General features: G+C 66.9%; 15 protein-coding genes and 1 pseudogene. 9 read left to right on the top strand and 7 right to left on the bottom strand.

Features of this window, described 5'->3' with window-relative positions; translation table 11 throughout:
- Positions 1–229 (top strand): annotated as a pseudogene (locus BST42_RS23400) (hypothetical protein); the annotation flags it as partial.
- On the opposite strand, the gene BST42_RS23395 reads toward BST42_RS23400, so the two are convergent.
- Positions 226–972 (bottom strand): HAD family hydrolase, encoded by a 747-nt coding sequence (locus BST42_RS23395; RefSeq protein ID WP_237159562.1) that lies wholly within the window; start codon positions 970–972, stop codon positions 226–228. The pseudogene BST42_RS23400 and the gene BST42_RS23395 sit on opposite strands and share 4 nt — an antisense overlap.
- A 61-nt stretch (positions 973–1,033) precedes the next feature.
- Between BST42_RS23395 and BST42_RS23390 the strand changes: the two genes are divergently transcribed.
- Together BST42_RS23390 and BST42_RS23385 are read left to right on the top strand one after the other, a co-directional pair.
- Positions 1,034–1,954, top strand: coding sequence for a choline kinase family protein (locus BST42_RS23390; RefSeq protein ID WP_083121705.1), 921 nt, complete (start codon positions 1,034–1,036; stop codon positions 1,952–1,954).
- 16 nt (positions 1,955–1,970) lie between these two features.
- Entirely contained in the window at positions 1,971–4,427 is a 2,457-nt protein-coding gene (locus tag BST42_RS23385; protein ID WP_083121704.1) for a GcvT family protein, read from the top strand.
- Here the strand turns inward: BST42_RS23385 and BST42_RS23380 are convergent.
- Positions 4,408–4,905, bottom strand: a complete 498-nt coding sequence (locus BST42_RS23380; RefSeq protein ID WP_083121703.1) for a nitroreductase/quinone reductase family protein — start codon at positions 4,903–4,905, stop codon at positions 4,408–4,410. The two genes, BST42_RS23385 and BST42_RS23380, sit on opposite strands and share 20 nt — an antisense overlap.
- An 80-nt stretch (positions 4,906–4,985) precedes the next feature.
- On the opposite strand from BST42_RS23380, the gene BST42_RS23375 reads away from it, so the two are divergent.
- Positions 4,986–6,398, top strand: a complete 1,413-nt coding sequence (locus tag BST42_RS23375) for an FAD-dependent oxidoreductase (RefSeq protein ID WP_083121702.1) — start codon at positions 4,986–4,988, stop codon at positions 6,396–6,398.
- Here the strand turns inward: BST42_RS23375 and gad are convergent.
- Together gad and BST42_RS23365 are read right to left on the bottom strand one after the other, a co-directional pair.
- The gene (gad, locus tag BST42_RS23370; RefSeq protein WP_083121701.1) at positions 6,395–7,774 is read right to left on the bottom strand and encodes a glutamate decarboxylase; all 1,380 of its coding nucleotides are present in this window, start codon (positions 7,772–7,774) and stop codon (positions 6,395–6,397) included. The two genes, BST42_RS23375 and gad, sit on opposite strands and share 4 nt — an antisense overlap.
- Positions 7,775–7,785: 11 nt before the next feature.
- Entirely contained in the window at positions 7,786–9,207 is a 1,422-nt protein-coding gene (locus tag BST42_RS23365) for an NAD(P)H-hydrate dehydratase (RefSeq protein WP_083121700.1), read from the bottom strand.
- Positions 9,208–9,269: 62 nt separating this feature from the next.
- Here BST42_RS23365 and BST42_RS23360 point away from each other — a divergent pair, with 62 nt between their 5' ends.
- The 3 genes from BST42_RS23360 to BST42_RS23350 all read left to right on the top strand — a co-directional run bounded on the left by BST42_RS23360 (position 9,270) and on the right by BST42_RS23350 (position 11,071).
- On the top strand, positions 9,270–9,647 hold the full coding sequence (locus tag BST42_RS23360; protein ID WP_083121699.1) for a nuclear transport factor 2 family protein: 378 nt from the start codon (positions 9,270–9,272) through the stop codon (positions 9,645–9,647).
- Between the two features lie 18 nt (positions 9,648–9,665).
- A complete protein-coding gene (locus BST42_RS23355) occupies positions 9,666–10,337 on the top strand; it encodes a TetR/AcrR family transcriptional regulator (RefSeq protein WP_237159561.1) in 672 nt (223 codons plus the stop codon).
- Between the two features lie 65 nt (positions 10,338–10,402).
- Entirely contained in the window at positions 10,403–11,071 is a 669-nt protein-coding gene (locus BST42_RS23350; RefSeq protein ID WP_207569562.1) for a peroxiredoxin-like family protein, read from the top strand.
- 4 nt (positions 11,072–11,075) lie between these two features.
- Here the strand turns inward: BST42_RS23350 and glmS are convergent, their stop codons facing one another.
- Positions 11,076–12,944, bottom strand: coding sequence for a glutamine--fructose-6-phosphate transaminase (isomerizing) (gene glmS / locus BST42_RS23345; RefSeq protein ID WP_083121697.1), 1,869 nt, complete (start codon positions 12,942–12,944; stop codon positions 11,076–11,078).
- Between the two features lie 54 nt (positions 12,945–12,998).
- Between glmS and BST42_RS23340 the strand changes: the two genes are divergently transcribed.
- Together BST42_RS23340 and BST42_RS23335 are read left to right on the top strand one after the other, a co-directional pair.
- Positions 12,999–13,850 carry a dienelactone hydrolase family protein gene (locus tag BST42_RS23340; RefSeq protein ID WP_083121696.1) on the top strand — a complete coding sequence of 284 codons (852 nt, stop codon included), beginning with the start codon at positions 12,999–13,001 and terminating at the stop codon, positions 13,848–13,850.
- Between the two features lie 42 nt (positions 13,851–13,892).
- The gene (locus BST42_RS23335; protein WP_083121695.1) at positions 13,893–14,933 is read left to right on the top strand and encodes an LLM class F420-dependent oxidoreductase; all 1,041 of its coding nucleotides are present in this window, start codon (positions 13,893–13,895) and stop codon (positions 14,931–14,933) included.
- A gap of 18 nt (positions 14,934–14,951) precedes the next feature.
- Here the strand turns inward: BST42_RS23335 and BST42_RS23330 are convergent, their stop codons facing one another.
- Both BST42_RS23330 and BST42_RS23325 read right to left on the bottom strand, forming a co-directional pair.
- Positions 14,952–16,232, bottom strand: a complete 1,281-nt coding sequence (locus BST42_RS23330) for a hypothetical protein (protein ID WP_133057507.1) — start codon at positions 16,230–16,232, stop codon at positions 14,952–14,954.
- Positions 16,233–16,273: 41 nt separating this feature from the next.
- A complete protein-coding gene (locus tag BST42_RS23325; RefSeq protein WP_083121693.1) occupies positions 16,274–16,564 on the bottom strand; it encodes a type VII secretion target in 291 nt (96 codons plus the stop codon).
- Between the last annotated feature and the right edge of the window lie 9 nt (positions 16,565–16,573).

The following is a 16,573-nucleotide window of genomic DNA, read 5'->3' as shown; positions in this document are numbered from 1 at the left end:
CCCCTACCACCACCGAGCACACCACCACGGCGACATCACCATCACCGGACCCGCCCACCAACTCACCGTCCTCGACAACGACGGCGACCCACTCACCCCAGCATCACTCGCCCGCCCGCCGAACCACCCACCACCGGACGTCCCGCCATGTCGCGGGCCCATCGGCGAACGCGCCCAATGGAAGTGGTACCAACCCTTCCAACCGAAGGCGCCACCGACCGACAACTAGCGTCCACGCAGGGACGGCAAGACATGTTCGACGACATCGGCCGATAGCCGATCGACAACCGCCGGGGCCACCGCCGCCAATTCTTCGGAGGGCTCGACGGCGACTGCGATGCAACGCATTCCGGCCGCGAGCGCACCGCGCACTCCGGGTACCGAATCTTCGAAGATGACGATGTGTTCTGGTGCACAACCGATCTGGGCAGCGCCGGAGAGAAAGCCCTCCGGATCCGGCTTGCCGCGGGCGACATCCTCCTCGGCGACGACCACCCGGATCAGCTCACCGACCGGGCTGGTCGACAACACCGCCTGGACGTCGTCGCGCTGCGCTCCGGTGACGATGGCCATCGGCACTTCGTAGTCGGCCAGCAGCTGCACCAGTCGCACGGTGTCGGGCCGGATCGGGTTGTCACCGGCGACGAGGTCGCGGTAGCGGTCCTTGCGCAGTTCGAGCAGTGCGTCGACGTCGTGGCCGCCGGCGCCGGTGATATCCAGGGCTTTTTCGACGATCTCGCGGTCGCTGTGGCCCAGTAGGTGCTTGTCGTAGTCCTGCTGCGTCATCGCCCAGTTGAGATGCTCGCCGAACAGCTCGCTGAAGATCCGGAACAGGATCGGCTCGTCGTCGGACAACGTGCCGTTGAAGTCGAAGATCACCGCAGGCCGCGGCACAGCCGCCCAGCCGGTGATTATGTCGCGGGCCAGACGGGCATCCGGATAGATCGGCACGGCCGAGTGAAGCACTGGCACCGCAACAAGTCAATAGTCTAGTCTTTTACGCGCGACACCCTCCCTGCGCAAGGATGCCCTCATGCCGTTCCTTTCCGATCCGGAACTGGATGCGCTGCTGGACCAGCTGCCGGCTCTCGCCGGACAACCCCGCCAGCTCGAAGAGCTCCACGGCGGCCTCACCAACCGCAACATCAAGATCACCACGCCGGCTGCGACGTACGTCGCACGCTGCAGCGTCAACTCCACCAACCTGCTCGGCATCGACCGGGACAACGAGTACTACAACAGCGCAGCGGCAGAGAAGGCCGGCGTCGGGGCACCGGTGATCGACTATCGACCCGATCTGGGCATCCTGCTGGTCGGCTTCCTCGAGGGCGTCACGCTGACCAATGCAGACTTTCAGCGCCCCGACGTTCTGGCCAGGGTCGCGCAGGGATGCCGCACTTTGCACGCCGGTCCGCGCTTCCGCGACCGCTTCGACATGTTCGAACTGCAACCCGGCTATTTGAAGGTCGTCCTGGAGCGCGGGTTCCGGATACCGACCGACTACCTGTACTTCACCCGCGAGTTCCAGGCCATGAAGCGCATCCTCGGCATGGGTGAACACGCGACCGTTCCGTGCAACAACGATCTGCTGGCCGGAAACTTCGTTGACAACGGCAGCAAGGTGTGGCTGATCGACTACGAGTACTCCGGCAACAATGATCCCTGCTTCGAACTCGGCAATATCTGGGCCGAGTGTGGCTTGTCCACCGACCAACTCGACGAACTGGTCAGTGCGTATTACGGCCGACGGCTACGACACAAGACAGCGCGAGCCCGGCTGCAGGGAATCGTCGGGAAATATGGCTGGACGTTGTGGGGGTGTATCCAGAACGCCACCAGCACATTGGATTTCGACTTCTGGGAATGGGCGATGGAACGTTATGAGTCGGCGGTCGCCGAGTTCCGCGGACCCGATTTCCCACGCCTGCTCGCTGATGCCCAGGCACCCGACTGACGACCGATAGGACCACATGTCGACCCCATCATTGCCCGGCCGTGCCCACATCGTCATCATTGGCGGCGGCGTCATCGGCACCAGCGTCGCCTACCACCTGACCAAACTGGGGCACACCGACGTGGTGCTGCTCGAACAGGGCCAGCTGTCGTGCGGAACCACCTGGCACGCAGCCGGTTTGGTCGGACAACTGCGCGCATCGGAGAGTGGCACCAGGCTGGTCCAGTACTCCACCCAGCTGTACGCCGAACTGGAAGCGGAGACCGGGCTGAGCGCCGGCTACAAGCAGTGCGGCGGAGTGACGGTGGCCCGCAGCGAAGACCGGATGATCCAGCTGCGCCGCACCGCGGCCAATGCGGCCGCCTATCAGCTCGACTGCGAACTACTCAGTCCGGAAGAGGCATACGAGCGTTACCCAGTGATGCGGGTCGACGACCTGGTAGGCGCGATCTGGCTGCCCGCCGATGGCAAGGCCAATCCGACCGACCTGACGATGGCTTTGGCCAAGGGTGCCCGCCAGCGCGGCGGCAAGGTGTTCGAGCATGTTCGCGTGCTCGACGTTCTGACCGCCGACGGCCGCGTGACCGGAGTCCGCACCGACGGCGGCGACATCGAAGCCGAAATCGTGGTCAACTGCGCCGGACAGTGGGCCAAAGCAATCGGCGCGATGGCGGGGGTCAACGTGCCGCTGTATTCCGCCGAACACTTCTACGTGGTCACCGAAACCATCGCCGGGGTCCACCCCGACCTGCCGATCCTGCGCGATCCGGACGGCTACACCTACTTCAAGGAGGAGGTCGGCGGGCTGGTCATCGGTGGCTTCGAACCGGAGGCCAAGCCGTGGGTGGCCCCCGACAAGATCCCGTACCCCTTCGAGTTCCAGCTACTGGACGAGGATTGGGAACACTTCGAGATCCTGATGGACAACGCGCTGCTGCGGATTCCCGCACTCGAGCACACCGGCCTGAAGAAGTTGTACAACGGACCGGAGAGTTTCACGCCGGACAACCAGTTCATCCTCGGCGAGGCACCCGAGTGCGCCAACTTCTTCGTCGGCGCGGGTTTCAACTCGGTGGGTATCGCCTCGGCCGGCGGCGCCGGGCGTGCGCTGGCGGAGTGGATCGTCAACGGGTCGGCCACCACCGACCTCACCGGCGTCGACATCCGTCGCTTCGCGCCGTTCAACGGCAACGTGGCCTGGTTGCATGACCGAGTGGCCGAGATCCTGGGCGTGCACTACGAAATCCCCTGGCCCAACCGCGAACTGAAGACGGCGCGACCGTTCCGCCGCTCCCCGGTGCATCATCTCCTCGCCACGGCAGGGGCGAACTTCGGCAGCCGGATGGGCTGGGAGCGTACGAACTTCTTCGCCCCACCGGGCAGTGAGCCGGTCATCGAATACTCCTGGGGGAAGCAGAACTGGCTGCCGTGGTCGGCGGCAGAACAGGTCAGCACCCGCACCGGCGTCACAGTCTTCGACCAGACGTCGTTCTCCAAGTATGTGCTGGCCGGGCCGGGAGCCGAGGCCGGCCTGCAGTGGTTGTGCACCGCCGATGTGGCTGTGCCGGTGGGCAAATCGGTGTACACCGGGATGCTCAACGAACGCGGCACCTACGAGTCCGACGTCACCGTCACCCGCACCGGGCCGCAGGAGTTTCTGATCGTCAGCAGCGCTGCGACCACAGAACGGGACAAGGACCACATCCGCAAGAACCTGCCTGCCGACGCACACGCCGAACTCGTCGACGTCACGTCGTCGATGGCGGTGTTCGGCGTGATGGGCCCGAAGTCACGCGAGCTCCTGCGCGAGCTCACCGACGCCGACCTGTCTGATGCCGCATTCCCGTTCGCCACCAGCCAGCTCATCTCGCTGGGCTACGCCACGGTGCGCGCCACCCGGATCACCTACGTGGGCGAATTGGGTTGGGAACTCTACGTTCCCACCGAATTCGCGGTCGGCGTCTACGAAGACCTGTTGGCCGCCGGCGAGAAATTCGACATCGCCCGCGGCGGCTACTACGCGATCGAGTCCCTGCGCTTGGAGAAGGGCTACCGGGCATTCGGCCGGGAACTCACGCCGAACGACACTCCGGTGGAGGCCGGGCTGCTGTTCGCCTGCAAGCTGTCCTCCGATGTCGACTTCCTCGGCCGGGCGGCGGTGGAGAAGGCCAAGGCCGAAGGCCCCCGCAGGCGGTTGGTCAGCTTCGCCGTCGACTCGCCCGAGCCGATGCTCTGGGGCGGCGAACTCATCCTGCGCGACGGCGCCGTAGCCGGACAGGTCAGCTCGGCGGCATGGGGTGCCACGACCGGTGCGTGCGTGGGCCTGGGTTACGTGCGCTCGACCGACGATGCGGTCGTCACACCCGACTGGGTGCGCTCAGGTTCCTACGCGGTCAACGTCGGCGGTCAGATCTATCCGATCACCGTGTCACTCAAGGCCATCTACGACCCGGCTAATGAGCGGGTGCGCTGAACGTCTCGATCGGTCGTAGCGGGCTCAACATGACGAGCGGGATCCGTCGGCTCGTGGACTGCTGATAGGCGATATACGGCGGATACAGGTGGCACATGTACTCCCACACCTGATGCCGTTCGTCGCCCTGCGGCTCGCGCCAAGAGGCCTCGAAGGCCTGCGTGGCGATCTGCACCCCGAGCGTCTCCTGGGAAAGCACGTTCAGATACCACGCCGGATGGCTGTCGGCGCCACCCTTGGATGCGACGACCACGATCTCACCGCCGGCGTTCCCGTAGATCAGCGGCTTGATGTACGACTGACCTGACTTGCGCCCCGTGTAGCGGATCAGGCAGTGGGTGGTGAACGACCGGCCCCCGACATCGCTCAAGTCAAGGACGTGCCCCTGGGCGCCACCGCTTTCCAGGTATGTCGCACAGTGCTGCGCGGTCCAGTCGGCACGGTCAGCACGTAGCGCTTCGGCGTCAGCGTCAGCCATCGAACCTCTTCCGGTCGGTGATCGCTCAAGGCATTCCGACGCTAGCATTCGTCGGAGTACCCGCGAGGATGGAGTGGTAGATGCCGGTGAACGTCGAACACATCGAGGCCGACCTCGCGGTCATCGGTTTCGGCAAGGGCGGTAAGACGCTGGCCGCCACGTTGGGTCGTCAGGGCCGGCGGGTGGTGATGATCGAGCAGTCGGCGCTGATGTACGGCGGCACATGCATCAACATCGGTTGCGTCCCGACGAAGTCGATGGTGTACCGGTCCGAACATCTCACGCCCGGCGGTGTCTACGACGACGCCTACCGCTCGGCGGTGGGAGCGACGGCCGACCTCACCACAGACCTGCGCGCGGTGAACTTCGCGATGCTCGACAACCTCGACACCGTCACGGTTCTCACCGGACATGCCCGCTTCACCGATCCGCACACCCTGCAGGTTCAGACCGTCGACGGCGCGACGATCACAGTCGTCGCGCAATCGATCGTCGTCGGCACCGGCTCCCGGCCGGTGTTGCCCGATATTCCCGGGTTGGCCAGCACGCCCCAGGTCCAGACCAGCACGGAGATGCTCAGCCTGCCGGAACTGCCTGCGCGGCTGGCAGTGCTCGGCGGCGGTTATGTCGGCCTGGAGTTCGCCGCGATGTACGCCCGCTACGGATCCACCGTGACCGTACTGGAGCGAGGCTCGCAGATCCTGCGCCGCGAGGACGCCGACGTGTCGGAATGCCTACAGGACATTCTGCGCAGCAGCGGCATTCAGATCGTCACCTCCGCTGAGGTCACCTCCGTCAGCGAGGTCGGTCCGGCCGCGGCGGTGACCTATCGGGCCGGGGGCGTCGAGCACACCGTGGAGGCTGACGCCGTCCTGGTCGCACTCGGCCGGGAACCGGTCACCGACGACCTCGGTCTGGCCGAGGCCGGTGTCGAAACCACCAGTGCGGGTGCGATTGTCGTCGACGAGTTCCTGCGCAGCAGCCAACCGCACATCTTCGCGGTCGGTGACGTCAACGGCGGCCCCCAGTTCACCTACATTTCGCTCGACGATTACCGAGTGGTGCTCTCCCAGCTCACCGGCGACGGATCACGAAGCACCGCAACCCGCACCGCCGTCCCGTACGCACTGTTCACCACACCACCGCTGGCGCGAGTGGGCCTCACCGAGGGCGCGGCGGCGGCAGCCGGGATGGACATTCTGGTCGCCACCCTGCCGGTTGCCGCCATGGCGACAGTGCCACGCGCCCGGATCGTCGACGAGACGGCAGGACTCATGAAGGTGGTCGTGGACGCGAGCACCGACAAGATCCTGGGCGCAGCGCTTCTCAGCTACGACTCCCACGAAGTCATCAACACCGTCGCGCTGGCCATGCGCCACGGCATCACCGCCACCGAGTTGCGCGACACCATATACACCCACCCGTCCATGACGGAAGCCTTCAATCAGCTGCTCGGCGCGTTGGCGGCACCGAGCAGCCGATCAGGTGCCTAGTGCGCGAAATGTTCCTGCGTGAAGTGGCCTTCGGGCTGGATCGCGTCGAGGTGACCGAGCACGGCGTTGAGGTCCGCCCACAGCGACCGGGCAAGGTCGGCCGAGAACCCTTCTCGCACAACCACTCGTAGCACCGAGATGTCCTCCGCACCGTCGGGCATCGTGTACGCAGGCACCTGCCAGCCGTAGGAGCGCAGCGCGGCCGACACGTCGAACTCGGTATATCCGAGGTCGCCCTTGAGCCGGAACGCCACCACCGGTATCGCCGAACCGTCGGAGATCACCTCGAAGTGCTGGCAGGCCTCCAGTTGGTCGGAGAACCAGCGGGCCGTTGCCGACAGGCACTGCATCACGTGGGTGTAGCCGGCCCGGCCCAGCCGCAGGAAGTTGTAGTACTGGCCGACCACCTGATTGCCCGGGCGGGAGAAGTTCAGGGTGAACGTCGGCATGTCCCCGCCGAGATAGTTCACCCGGAACACCAGCTCCTCGGGTAGACAATCGGCGTTGCGCCACACCACGAATCCGATACCGGGATAGGTCAGCCCGTACTTGTGGCCGCTGACGTTGATCGACGCCACGCGAGGCAGCCGGAAGTCCCACTTCAGGTCGGTGTGCAGGAACGGCACCACGAAGCCGCCGCTGGCCGCGTCGACATGCACCGGGATGTCGAGTCCCTTGTCCGCCTGCAGCTTGTCCAGTGCCGCACAGATCTCGGCGATCGGCTCCAGTTCACCGGTATAGGTGGTGCCGAGAATGCCCACCACGCCGATGGTGTCCTCGTCGACGGCGTCCACAACCTGCTCGGGGGTGATGACGTAGCGATCCTCGGCCATCGGCAGGTAGCGCGGCTCGACTTCGAAGTAGCGGCAGAACTTTTCCCACACCACCTGCACGTTGGCGCCCATCACCAGGTTGGGGGTCCGGGTCTTCCACTTGTCCCCGACGCGGGCCTTCCAGCGCCACTTCAGTGCCAGACCGCCGAGCATCACGGCCTCCGACGACCCAATCGTGGACACCCCGACCGCGGTGGACGCGTCGTCGTCGCGCAGGTTCTCGGCATGGAACAGGTCGGCAACCATTGCCACACAACGGGATTCGATGGCAGCTGTGGCCGGGTACTCATCCTTGTCGATCATGTTCTTGTCGAATGTCTCCGACATCAGCTTCTCGGCCTCGGGGTCCATCCAGGTGGTGACGAACGTGGCGAGGTTGAGTCGTGAGCTGCCGTCGAGCATCAGCTCGTCGTGGATGAACCGGTATGCCGCAGTCGGTTCCATGGCCTCGTCAGGCAGCCGAAGTGACGGGATGGGGTCGGTCGACAGGCGTCCGGTGTAGGCCGGTGCGATCGACGGGGAACGATATTTGACGTGGGGCACGGGTGTCCTTTCTACAGTTCTGCGATGGCTTGACGAATGTGGGCGAGGATGCGCGAGGCCGACGTCGGCGCCGGGGCGGGGCCGGGATCGGCGGCCGAGGCGTTGGCGGCGCGCGCGTGCACGAATGCGGCCGCCGCGGCCGCCTCGGCGGGCGGCAGACCCGAAGCCAGCAGCGCACCGATCATCCCCGACAACACGTCCCCGGAGCCTGCGGTCGCCGCCCACGACCCGCCGGCCGGGTTGAGGTATACCGGACCTGCCGGCTCGGCGATGACCGTGACGTTGCCCTTGAGCAGCACGGTCGCGCCGAAGGCCTCCGCCAGCCTGCGGGTGGCGGCAACCCGGTCCGGCCCCGGCGGACCACCCGCCAATCGAGCGAACTCGCCCGCGTGCGGGGTCAGCACCGTTGGTGCCGACCGTGCCGCCACCAGATCCGGCTGGGTGGACAGGATGGTGAGGGCGTCGGCGTCGACCACCACCGGAAGATCCGAAATGAGTGCGAAATGCAAAGCGGCGAAGCCCTTTTCGTCAGTACCAAGACCTGGTCCGACGACCCAGGACTGCACCCGCCCGGCGGAGTGCGGGTTGGGCGCGGCCACCACCTCCGGCCAATGTGACACGACCTCGGCTGCGGCCGACCCGGCGTAGCGCTTCATCCCGGATGTCGTCGCCACCGCGGCCCCGGTGCACAGGATCGCCGCACCGGGATACGTCGACGAGCCGGCCAGGATGCCGGTGACTCCCTGGCTGTACTTGTCGTCGTGCACGCCGGGCAGCGGCCAACGGGCCTTGACATCAGCGGCTTCCATGCCCAGCACGTCGGTGGGCGGAAGGTTCAGACCGATGTCGATGAGTTCGACCCGGCCGCAGTCCGCAAGGGCGTGAACGGGTTTGAGGCCGCCGAAGGTGACGGTGAGCGCTGCCCGCACTGCGGGTCCGGTGATTGCGCCGGTCTGCACGTCGACGCCGCTGGGGATGTCGACGGCCACGACCGGAATCCCGGCGTCGTCAACAGCGGCGAACACCTCGGCGGCCGCCGGGCGCAGGGGGCCGCTGCCGGAGATGCCGACCACCCCGTCGATCACGAGATCGGTCGACGGCGGCACGACCGGCACCAGCCGGCCACCGGCAGATCGAAACGCGGCCAGCGCCTTGGCATGAGTGCGGTCGGGGTTGAGCAGCACCGCGGTCGCGGCCGCCCCGCGGCGACGCAGGAGGGTGGCCGCCCACAGCGCATCACCGCCGTTGTCGCCGGAGCCGACCACCGCGCACAGCCGGCGACCGGCCACCCCGCCGGTCTGCGTTCGCAGCTCGCGCGCGATCACGGCGGCCAACCCGTAGGCGGCACGGCGCATCAACACACCATCAGGCAGGGTCGCCAGCAGGGGCGCCTCGGCGGCGCGAATCGCGTCGGCGGTGAAGTAGTGCCGCATCGGGACCAAGGTTACGTGTTGATCGGCGAATAACAGCCAACTCCGAACGGGTATCCGCTGTTATGACCGATCAGCAATTACTCGACGAACTCCTGGAGATCGAACGCGCGGGGTGGCAGTCGCTGTGTGAATCCACCGGTGACCGCTTCTACGGCGATCTGATGACCGAAGACGCTGTGATGGTGTTGGCCAACGGTTCCATCATGGACCGTTCCGCTGTGACCGCGGCGCTCGGCCAAGCACCGCCGTGGAAGAGCTTCGCGCTATCCGACGAGCACGTCATTTCCGCGGGGGCCGACGCTGCGGCGCTGGTCTACATCGGCACCGCCGAACGCGACGGCGCTGACGAGCCGTTCGTAGGAGCCATGTCGTCGGTGTATCACCGCGTCGATGGCAGGTGGCGGTTGGTGTTGTACCAGCAGACCACCGTGGACGCGTGACGCCGTTATTATTTTGGAGTGACTGATCCAGGCCAGGATGTGCAGGCTGCGTCGGCGAACGGGCACCGGCTGACGGCAAAAGGCGTGCAGACCCGAGACCGGATCGTCGGGGTGGCCGCCAGCCTGATGCAGGAACGCGGAGTGGCGCGCACGACGATCGAAGACATCCAGGCGGCGGCCGGGATCAGCTCATCGCAGCTGTACCACTACTTCGCCGATAAGAGCGCTCTGGTGGCAGCGGTCATCGAACTCCAGGGTCAACGAGTTCTCGACGTCCAGCATCTCGGCCTTGATCGGGTGACGTGCGTCGACGACCTATGGCGTTGGCGCGATCTCATCATCGGCATACGGACTGCTCAGAATTGTGTTGGCGGGTGTCCCCTGGGTTCGCTCGCAGCAGATCTATCCGAGACCGACGCCCTGGCGCGTGCTCAGCTGGCGCGGTGGTTCGCCGAGTGGGAGCGCATCCTGCGGGCCGGACTGGCATCGATGGCCTCCGCCGGCCAGTTCATCGACGGCACCGACACCGACCGTCTCGCCCTCGCCCTGCTTGCCGCCACCCAGGGCGGGCTCCTGCTCAGCCAAGTCAACCGGGACACCGCGGCGTTGGCAGCTGCAATGGACACCGTGATCGCCCAGATCGGTGCACAGCTGACCGAGGCGGCGGCCGGTGCCGTTCGGCACCGCTAGTTTTGGCATTGACACTCCATTTTTGCTTGGCCACGATCAACGAAGGCCAACACAAAGGAGTCAGCGTGTCCACCACCGAACCGGCCACGATCGCCGCCCAGGTCGCACAACTGCAGGAGAGCATGGCAGGTCACCTGCCCGCCGACACGGTCGAGGTGTTCACCGCCGACCAGAAGCGCATGGTTGACGACGGCGTGCCGCCCGGCGCCGCGCAGCCCGGCATTCCGCTGCCGGATCCTGAACTCATTGACGCACAGGGGAATCCGACGAGTATCGGCATACTGCGCGCGAACCGTCCGGCGGTTGTGGTCTTCTACCGTGGGGCGTGGTGCCCCTACTGCAATCTCGCACTGAAGGCATACCAGGACCAGTTGGTCCCGACGTTGGCCGCGCGGGGAATTCCGTTGATCGCCATCAGCCCCCAGAAACCCGACGGCTCGCTGTCGACCGCGGAGACCAATGCACTGACCTTCGACGTGGTGTCCGATCCCGGCAACCAGATCGCCTCGGCACTCGGCATTGTGGTCACACCGTCGGAGGCGTCACGGGCGGTGACCCAGAAGCTCGGCATCGATCTGGCTGAGGCGAACGCGGACGGCGGCTATGCGCTGCCGATGCCCACTGTCCTGGTACTCGACAGTCGGGGCGTGATCGCGTGGAGCGACGTGCATCCCGACTACACCACCCGCACCGAGGTTGCCGACATCGTGGACGCCGTCACCCGGCTGGGCTGACCCGCTATTCGACCGTGACGGACTTGGCCAGGTTGCGCGGCTTGTCCACGTCGAAACCACGAGCCCGAGCCACCGCGGCGGCAAACACCTGCAACGGCACCGTGGACAGCAGCGGCTGGAAAAGCGTTGACACAGCGGGTAACTCAAAGATGTGGTCGGCGTACGGTCGCACTGTGTCGTCGCCCTCTTCGGCAAGCACGATGGTGACCGCGCCGCGGGCCTGGATCTCGCGGATGTTGCTCAGCAGCTTCGCGTGCAGCGTCGCCGCGTTCTTCGGCGAGGGCATCACCACGATGACCGGCAAGCCGTCTTCGATGAGCGCGATCGGGCCGTGCTTGAGCTCGCCGGCGGCGAAGCCCTCGGCGTGCATATAGGCCAATTCCTTCAGCTTGAGCGCGCCCTCGAGGGCCACCGGATAACCGACGTGGCGACCCAGGAACAGCACTGTCGGCGACGACGCGAACTGCTGACCCAACTTCGTGATCGGCTCCAGGTGCTCGAGCACCCGGGTGACCTGCTCGGGCATCGACTCCAGTTCGTGGTACTCGCGCGCGACCTCGTCGGGATACTTCGTCCCGCGAGCCTGGGCCAACGCCAATCCGACCAGGTAGTTCGCCGCGATCTGGGCCAGGAACGTCTTGGTGGCCGCCACCCCGACCTCGGGTCCGGCGCGGGTGTAGAGCACCGCGTCCGCCTCACGCGGGATCTGGCTGCCGTTGGTGTTGCAGATCGCCAGCACCTTGGCCTTTTGGCTCTTGGCGTGCCGGACGGCCTCCAGGGTGTCGGCGGTCTCGCCCGACTGCGAGATCGCGATCACGAGGGTGCCGCGATCCAACACGGGGTCCCGGTATCGGAATTCACTGGCCAGTTCGACCTCAACCGGCAGGCGGGTCCAGTGCTCGATCGCGTACTTGGCCAGCAGCCCGGAATGGAATGCCGTTCCGCAGGCGACGATGAAGACCTTGTCGACCTCGCGGAGTTCCTGATCGCTCAGCCGCTGTTCGTCGAGAACGATGCGGCCGTCAACGAAGTGGCCGAGCAGGGTGTCGGAGACCGCCGCCGGCTGCTCGGCGATCTCCTTGAGCATGAAGTAGTCGTAGCCGCCCTTTTCCGCGGCCGACAGGTCCCAGTCGATATGGAAAACCCGAGCGTTCGCGGTGTCGTCGGCACCGTCGAAATCGGTGATCGAGTAACCGTCCGCGGTGATCACCACCGCCTGGTCCTGGCCCAACTCGACGGCGTCCCTGGTGAACTCGATGAAGGCCGCGACGTCGGAGCCGATGAACATCTCGCCGTCGCCGATACCGACCACCAGCGGGGTCGACCGGCGGGCGGCGATGATCGTGCCCGGGTCGTCGGCATGCGCGAACACCAGCGTGAAGTGCCCCTCCAGCCGGCGCAGCACCGACAGCACCGACGCCTCGAAATCGCCCGCGGTCGGACCCTGGCGATACGCGTGGGCGACCAGATGCACGGCCACCTCGCTGTCGGTGTCGCTGGCGAACTCGACGCCCTCGGCTTCGAGTTCGGAGCGCAACGTGACGAAGTTCTCGATGATCCCGTTGTGGACGACGGCGAACTTGCCCGTCGCGTCGCGGTGCGGGTGGGCGTTGCGGTCGGTGGGGCGGCCGTGCGTTGCCCACCGGGTGTGGCCCATTCCCGCGGCGCCGGCGAGCGCGTCGGCCTCGGTTTCGGCCAGCGCCTCCTCGAGATTGGCCAGCCGGCCGGCACGGCGACGCACGGTCAGCCCACCGTTGCCATCGAGCAGCGCGACCCCGGACGAGTCGTAACCGCGATACTCCATCCGCCGCAGTGCGTCGACCACGACACCTCGGGCGGGACGATGCCCGACGTAAGCGACGATTCCGCACATGTTTACCCAGGGTAGTGCAGCACCCTGATTACGCCCGTCCGCTAGGTTCATGGGGTGGCCCGGACACGCAAGCTCTTCGCGGCGCTGACGCGCCGCGGTCCACATCACGTTCTACGCGGTGACCTGGCCTTCGCCGGGTTACCCGGCATCGTCTTCACCCCGGCCTCGGGCTTCAACCTGCCCGGTGTGGCCTTCGGCCACGATTGGCTCACAGATGTAGATCACTACGTGAAAACGCTGGAGCACCTCGCGTCCTGGGGCATCGTCGCGGCCGCCCCCAGCACCGAGCGTGGGCTCGCCCCGTCGGTGCTGAACCTGTCGGTCGACTTGGGCACGACTCTCGACATCATCACCGGGGTGCGGCTGGGCCCCGGGGAGATCAGCGTTCATCCGACCAAATTGGGCCTGGCCGGACATGGCTTCGGCGGCTCGGCGGCGGTGTTCGCCGCGGCGGGGCTGGCCGGTGCGGCCTCGGGCGCACCCAAGGCGGTCGCGGCGCTGTTCCCGACGGTGACGCGCCCCCCGGCCCAGCAACCGGCAGCGTCGCTGAAGGTGCCCGGTCTGGTGCTCAGCGCGCCTGATGATCCGCAGTCGTTGCGCACCGACGCCCTGCACCTGGCCGACGCGTGGAAGGGATCGGTGCTGCACATCGTCAGCAAGGCCGAATCCTCCGGGCTGGCCGAGAAGCGCCGCTTCGCCAAGGTACTGGGCATGCCGGGTTCCGATAAGCGCACCCAGAAGACCGTGCGCGCCCTGCTGACCGGCTTCCTGCTGTTTCACCTGACCGGCGACAAGGCGTATCACGAGTTCGCCGACCCGGACGCGGTGCTGCCGAAGACCGAGGCCCTCGACCCCGAGGCTCCTCCGGTGACAACCCAGGACCAGATCGCCGCGCTGCTGAAATAGCCCGGCGTCGCCCAACCAACTGGTTGGTGCTTTACTGTGCGAATGCGTACCGGAATCTTTCTGGACTACTCGGGCGGCTTTCGTGAGGCCGTCGAGCACATCGTGGTGTTGGAGAAGGCCGGGGTGGATATCGCGCTGGTCGCCGAGGCCTATTCCTACGATGCTGTCAGCCAACTCGGTTATCTGGCGGCCAAGACCTCGACGATCGAGCTCGGCTCGGGCGTCTTTCCCATCTACACCCGCACGCCGTCCCTGCTGGCGATGACCGCGGCCGGCCTGGATTTCGTGTCCGACGGCCGCTTCCGGCTCGGCATCGGCACGTCCGGTCCGCAGGTGGTGGAGGGCTTTCACGGGGTGCCGTTCGACGCCCCACTCGGCCGGACTCGCGAGGTCGTCGACATCTGCAGGCAGGTCTGGCGCCGCGAGCGGGTCCAGCACCAGGGCCGCAGCTACCAGATCCCGTTGCCCGCCGACCAGGGCACCGGACTGGGTAAGCCACTGCATCTCATCAATCACCCGGTTCGCGAACGGATTCCGATCACCATTGCCGCGCTGGGGCCCAAGAACGTCGAGCTGACCGCCGAGATCGCCGAGGGCTGGCAGCCGATATTCTTCTATCCCGAGAAAGCCGACGCCGTCTGGGGAGACGCGTTACGGGCCGGAAAAGCCAAGCGCGACAGCCAACTCGGCGAGCTCGACGTCATGGCCGGGGTATCACTGGCCATCGGCGACGACGTCGAGGACCGACTGAACTGGGCCAAACCGCACCTGGCGCTCTACATCGGCGGCATGGGCGCGAAAGGGCAGAATTTCTATCACAAGCTGGCCACCCGGTACGGCTACGGAGAGGTGGCCGATCGCATCCAGGAGCTGTTCCTGTCCGGCCGCAAGGCCGAGGCGATCGCCGCCGTGCCCGACGAGCTCGTCCGAAATGTGAACCTCATCGGCCCGCGCGGCTTCGTCAAGGAACGCATCGCCGCCTATGCCGAGGCCGGAGTCACCACCCTGTTGGCCACGCCGACCACCACTGACGCAGGCGAATACATCAGCTGGGTCGAGGAGTTGCAGCAGCTGCTGCCCTGATCGCAGGGCCACATTCGGTCACTGGCCGACCTGCGGTAACTCGTCGGCTGCTATCTCGCACGGTGTCTGATCATCGGACTCCTCGCCGACTGGCGGTGGCGGTGCCGGCGGCGGCGCAGCCGCGGGTTGAGGCGGCGACGGTGGCTCGGCTTCGACGGCTTCCGCCTCCGGGGTGGGCGGCGGAACCTCAGCCGGTCGGCCCGCGGGCTCAGACTCCTCGACGAGCGGATCATCCTCGGGCACAGCATCTTCCGGTTCGGGGATGTCTTCGGGCTCGTGCTCGTCGGCGGGGTCGTCCAGCTCCGGAAGCCCGTTGTCCACCGCGTTGTCCGGCATGCTGTCGAACATCCCTCCGAGAGCATCGGCGAGCTGTCCGACCAGCCCGGACAAGCCGCCGCCGACATCGGGCATCGTCGGCATCGCCGCCGAGGGAGGTGCGCCCAGAGCGGGCGGCACCGGCGGCTCGCCAGGCGGCGGCGTCGGAAGTGGTTGAGCTGCTGGGGTATTCGCGGGAAGCGAGGACGCGGGCGAGGCGGGCGGCCCGGGCTCGCCGACGGACGGCGGCGGGGCCGGCGCAGTCGATGGCGATACCATCGAGGCTGCGCCGGCCGGCGTGGTATGCGGTGACGCAGGCGCCGCCATCAGAGGTGGCGGCCCGCCGAATATGCCCGGAACCTCGAAATGTGGTGTGGGCGAAGAATTTAACTGTCGTAATGCGTCCTCATAGGCATCCGTCGCCGACGATGCCGCCGCACGCATGGCGGAGAGCCAATCGGTGCGGATGTCGGCGTCGACGTACGGGGTGACCTGGTGGGCGACGACATCGATCGCCTGCTCGCGGGCCGCTCCCCCGCCCACCACGGTGGCTGCTGCGGCCAACCACGCCGGCCGCTCACCGGCCCGCCGGTCGTCGATCGACACGGCCGCCCCGACCTTCTCGTCGACCGCGCGCCACAGCCCGTCGCGCAACGCCTCACAGCTCAGCGCCGCGGCCCGCAACGAATCCGCCACCGCCGCAGCGGCCGCACAGTGTCGCTGGATGAATTCGCCGGCCACCGAACCGGACTCACCGCCCCATGCCGCCGCCGCGGCGGCCAGCCCGTCGCGCGAAACACGCACCGCCTGGTCGGCGGCGGCTGATGCGGCCCGCAGCGTCGCGCAGTCGGCGTCGAGCACGGCCAGATCCAAACCGTCGTCGCCGCCGTACCACTCGAAGATCTGCCCCGCGTGCGCAGTCAGGTCCGGATGCTGATAGCCGACGGCGTGGCAGGCTGCCACGTAGGTCGCGGTGGTGGTCACCGAAGGTCGCCCGGCCGCGAGCCGCGCCGCCACGTCCGGTGTCACAGCGCCGCCGCGCGCAGTTCGGCATCCCCGTAGCGGTCGGCGGTAACTCGAAGCGCGACAGCGGTTTCCGCAGCCGCCCGCGACCACTGGGCCATTGCTGCCGCCAACCGGTCCAGCGCCGCGCGCACCGCATCCCCGTGCGCGACGTGCATACGGCCTGCCATCGCACCGTCGAAGTGCAGTCGGCTCAGTTGTCCCCGCAGTGCACCGTCGAGCACCTCGGCGGTGGAGTCGAAATGGTGCGCGGCAACCCGTAACCCGCCACAGTCCACCCGCGTGTTACCCATATCCCCTAT

Origin of the sequence: Mycolicibacterium rhodesiae (assembly GCF_002086695.1) — a bacterium.
GTDB classification, from domain to species: Bacteria; Actinomycetota; Actinomycetes; order Mycobacteriales; family Mycobacteriaceae; genus Mycobacterium; species Mycobacterium rhodesiae.
The sequence above is the reverse complement of the archived record's forward strand: the minus strand, read 5'-3'. Positions and strand labels throughout refer to the sequence as shown.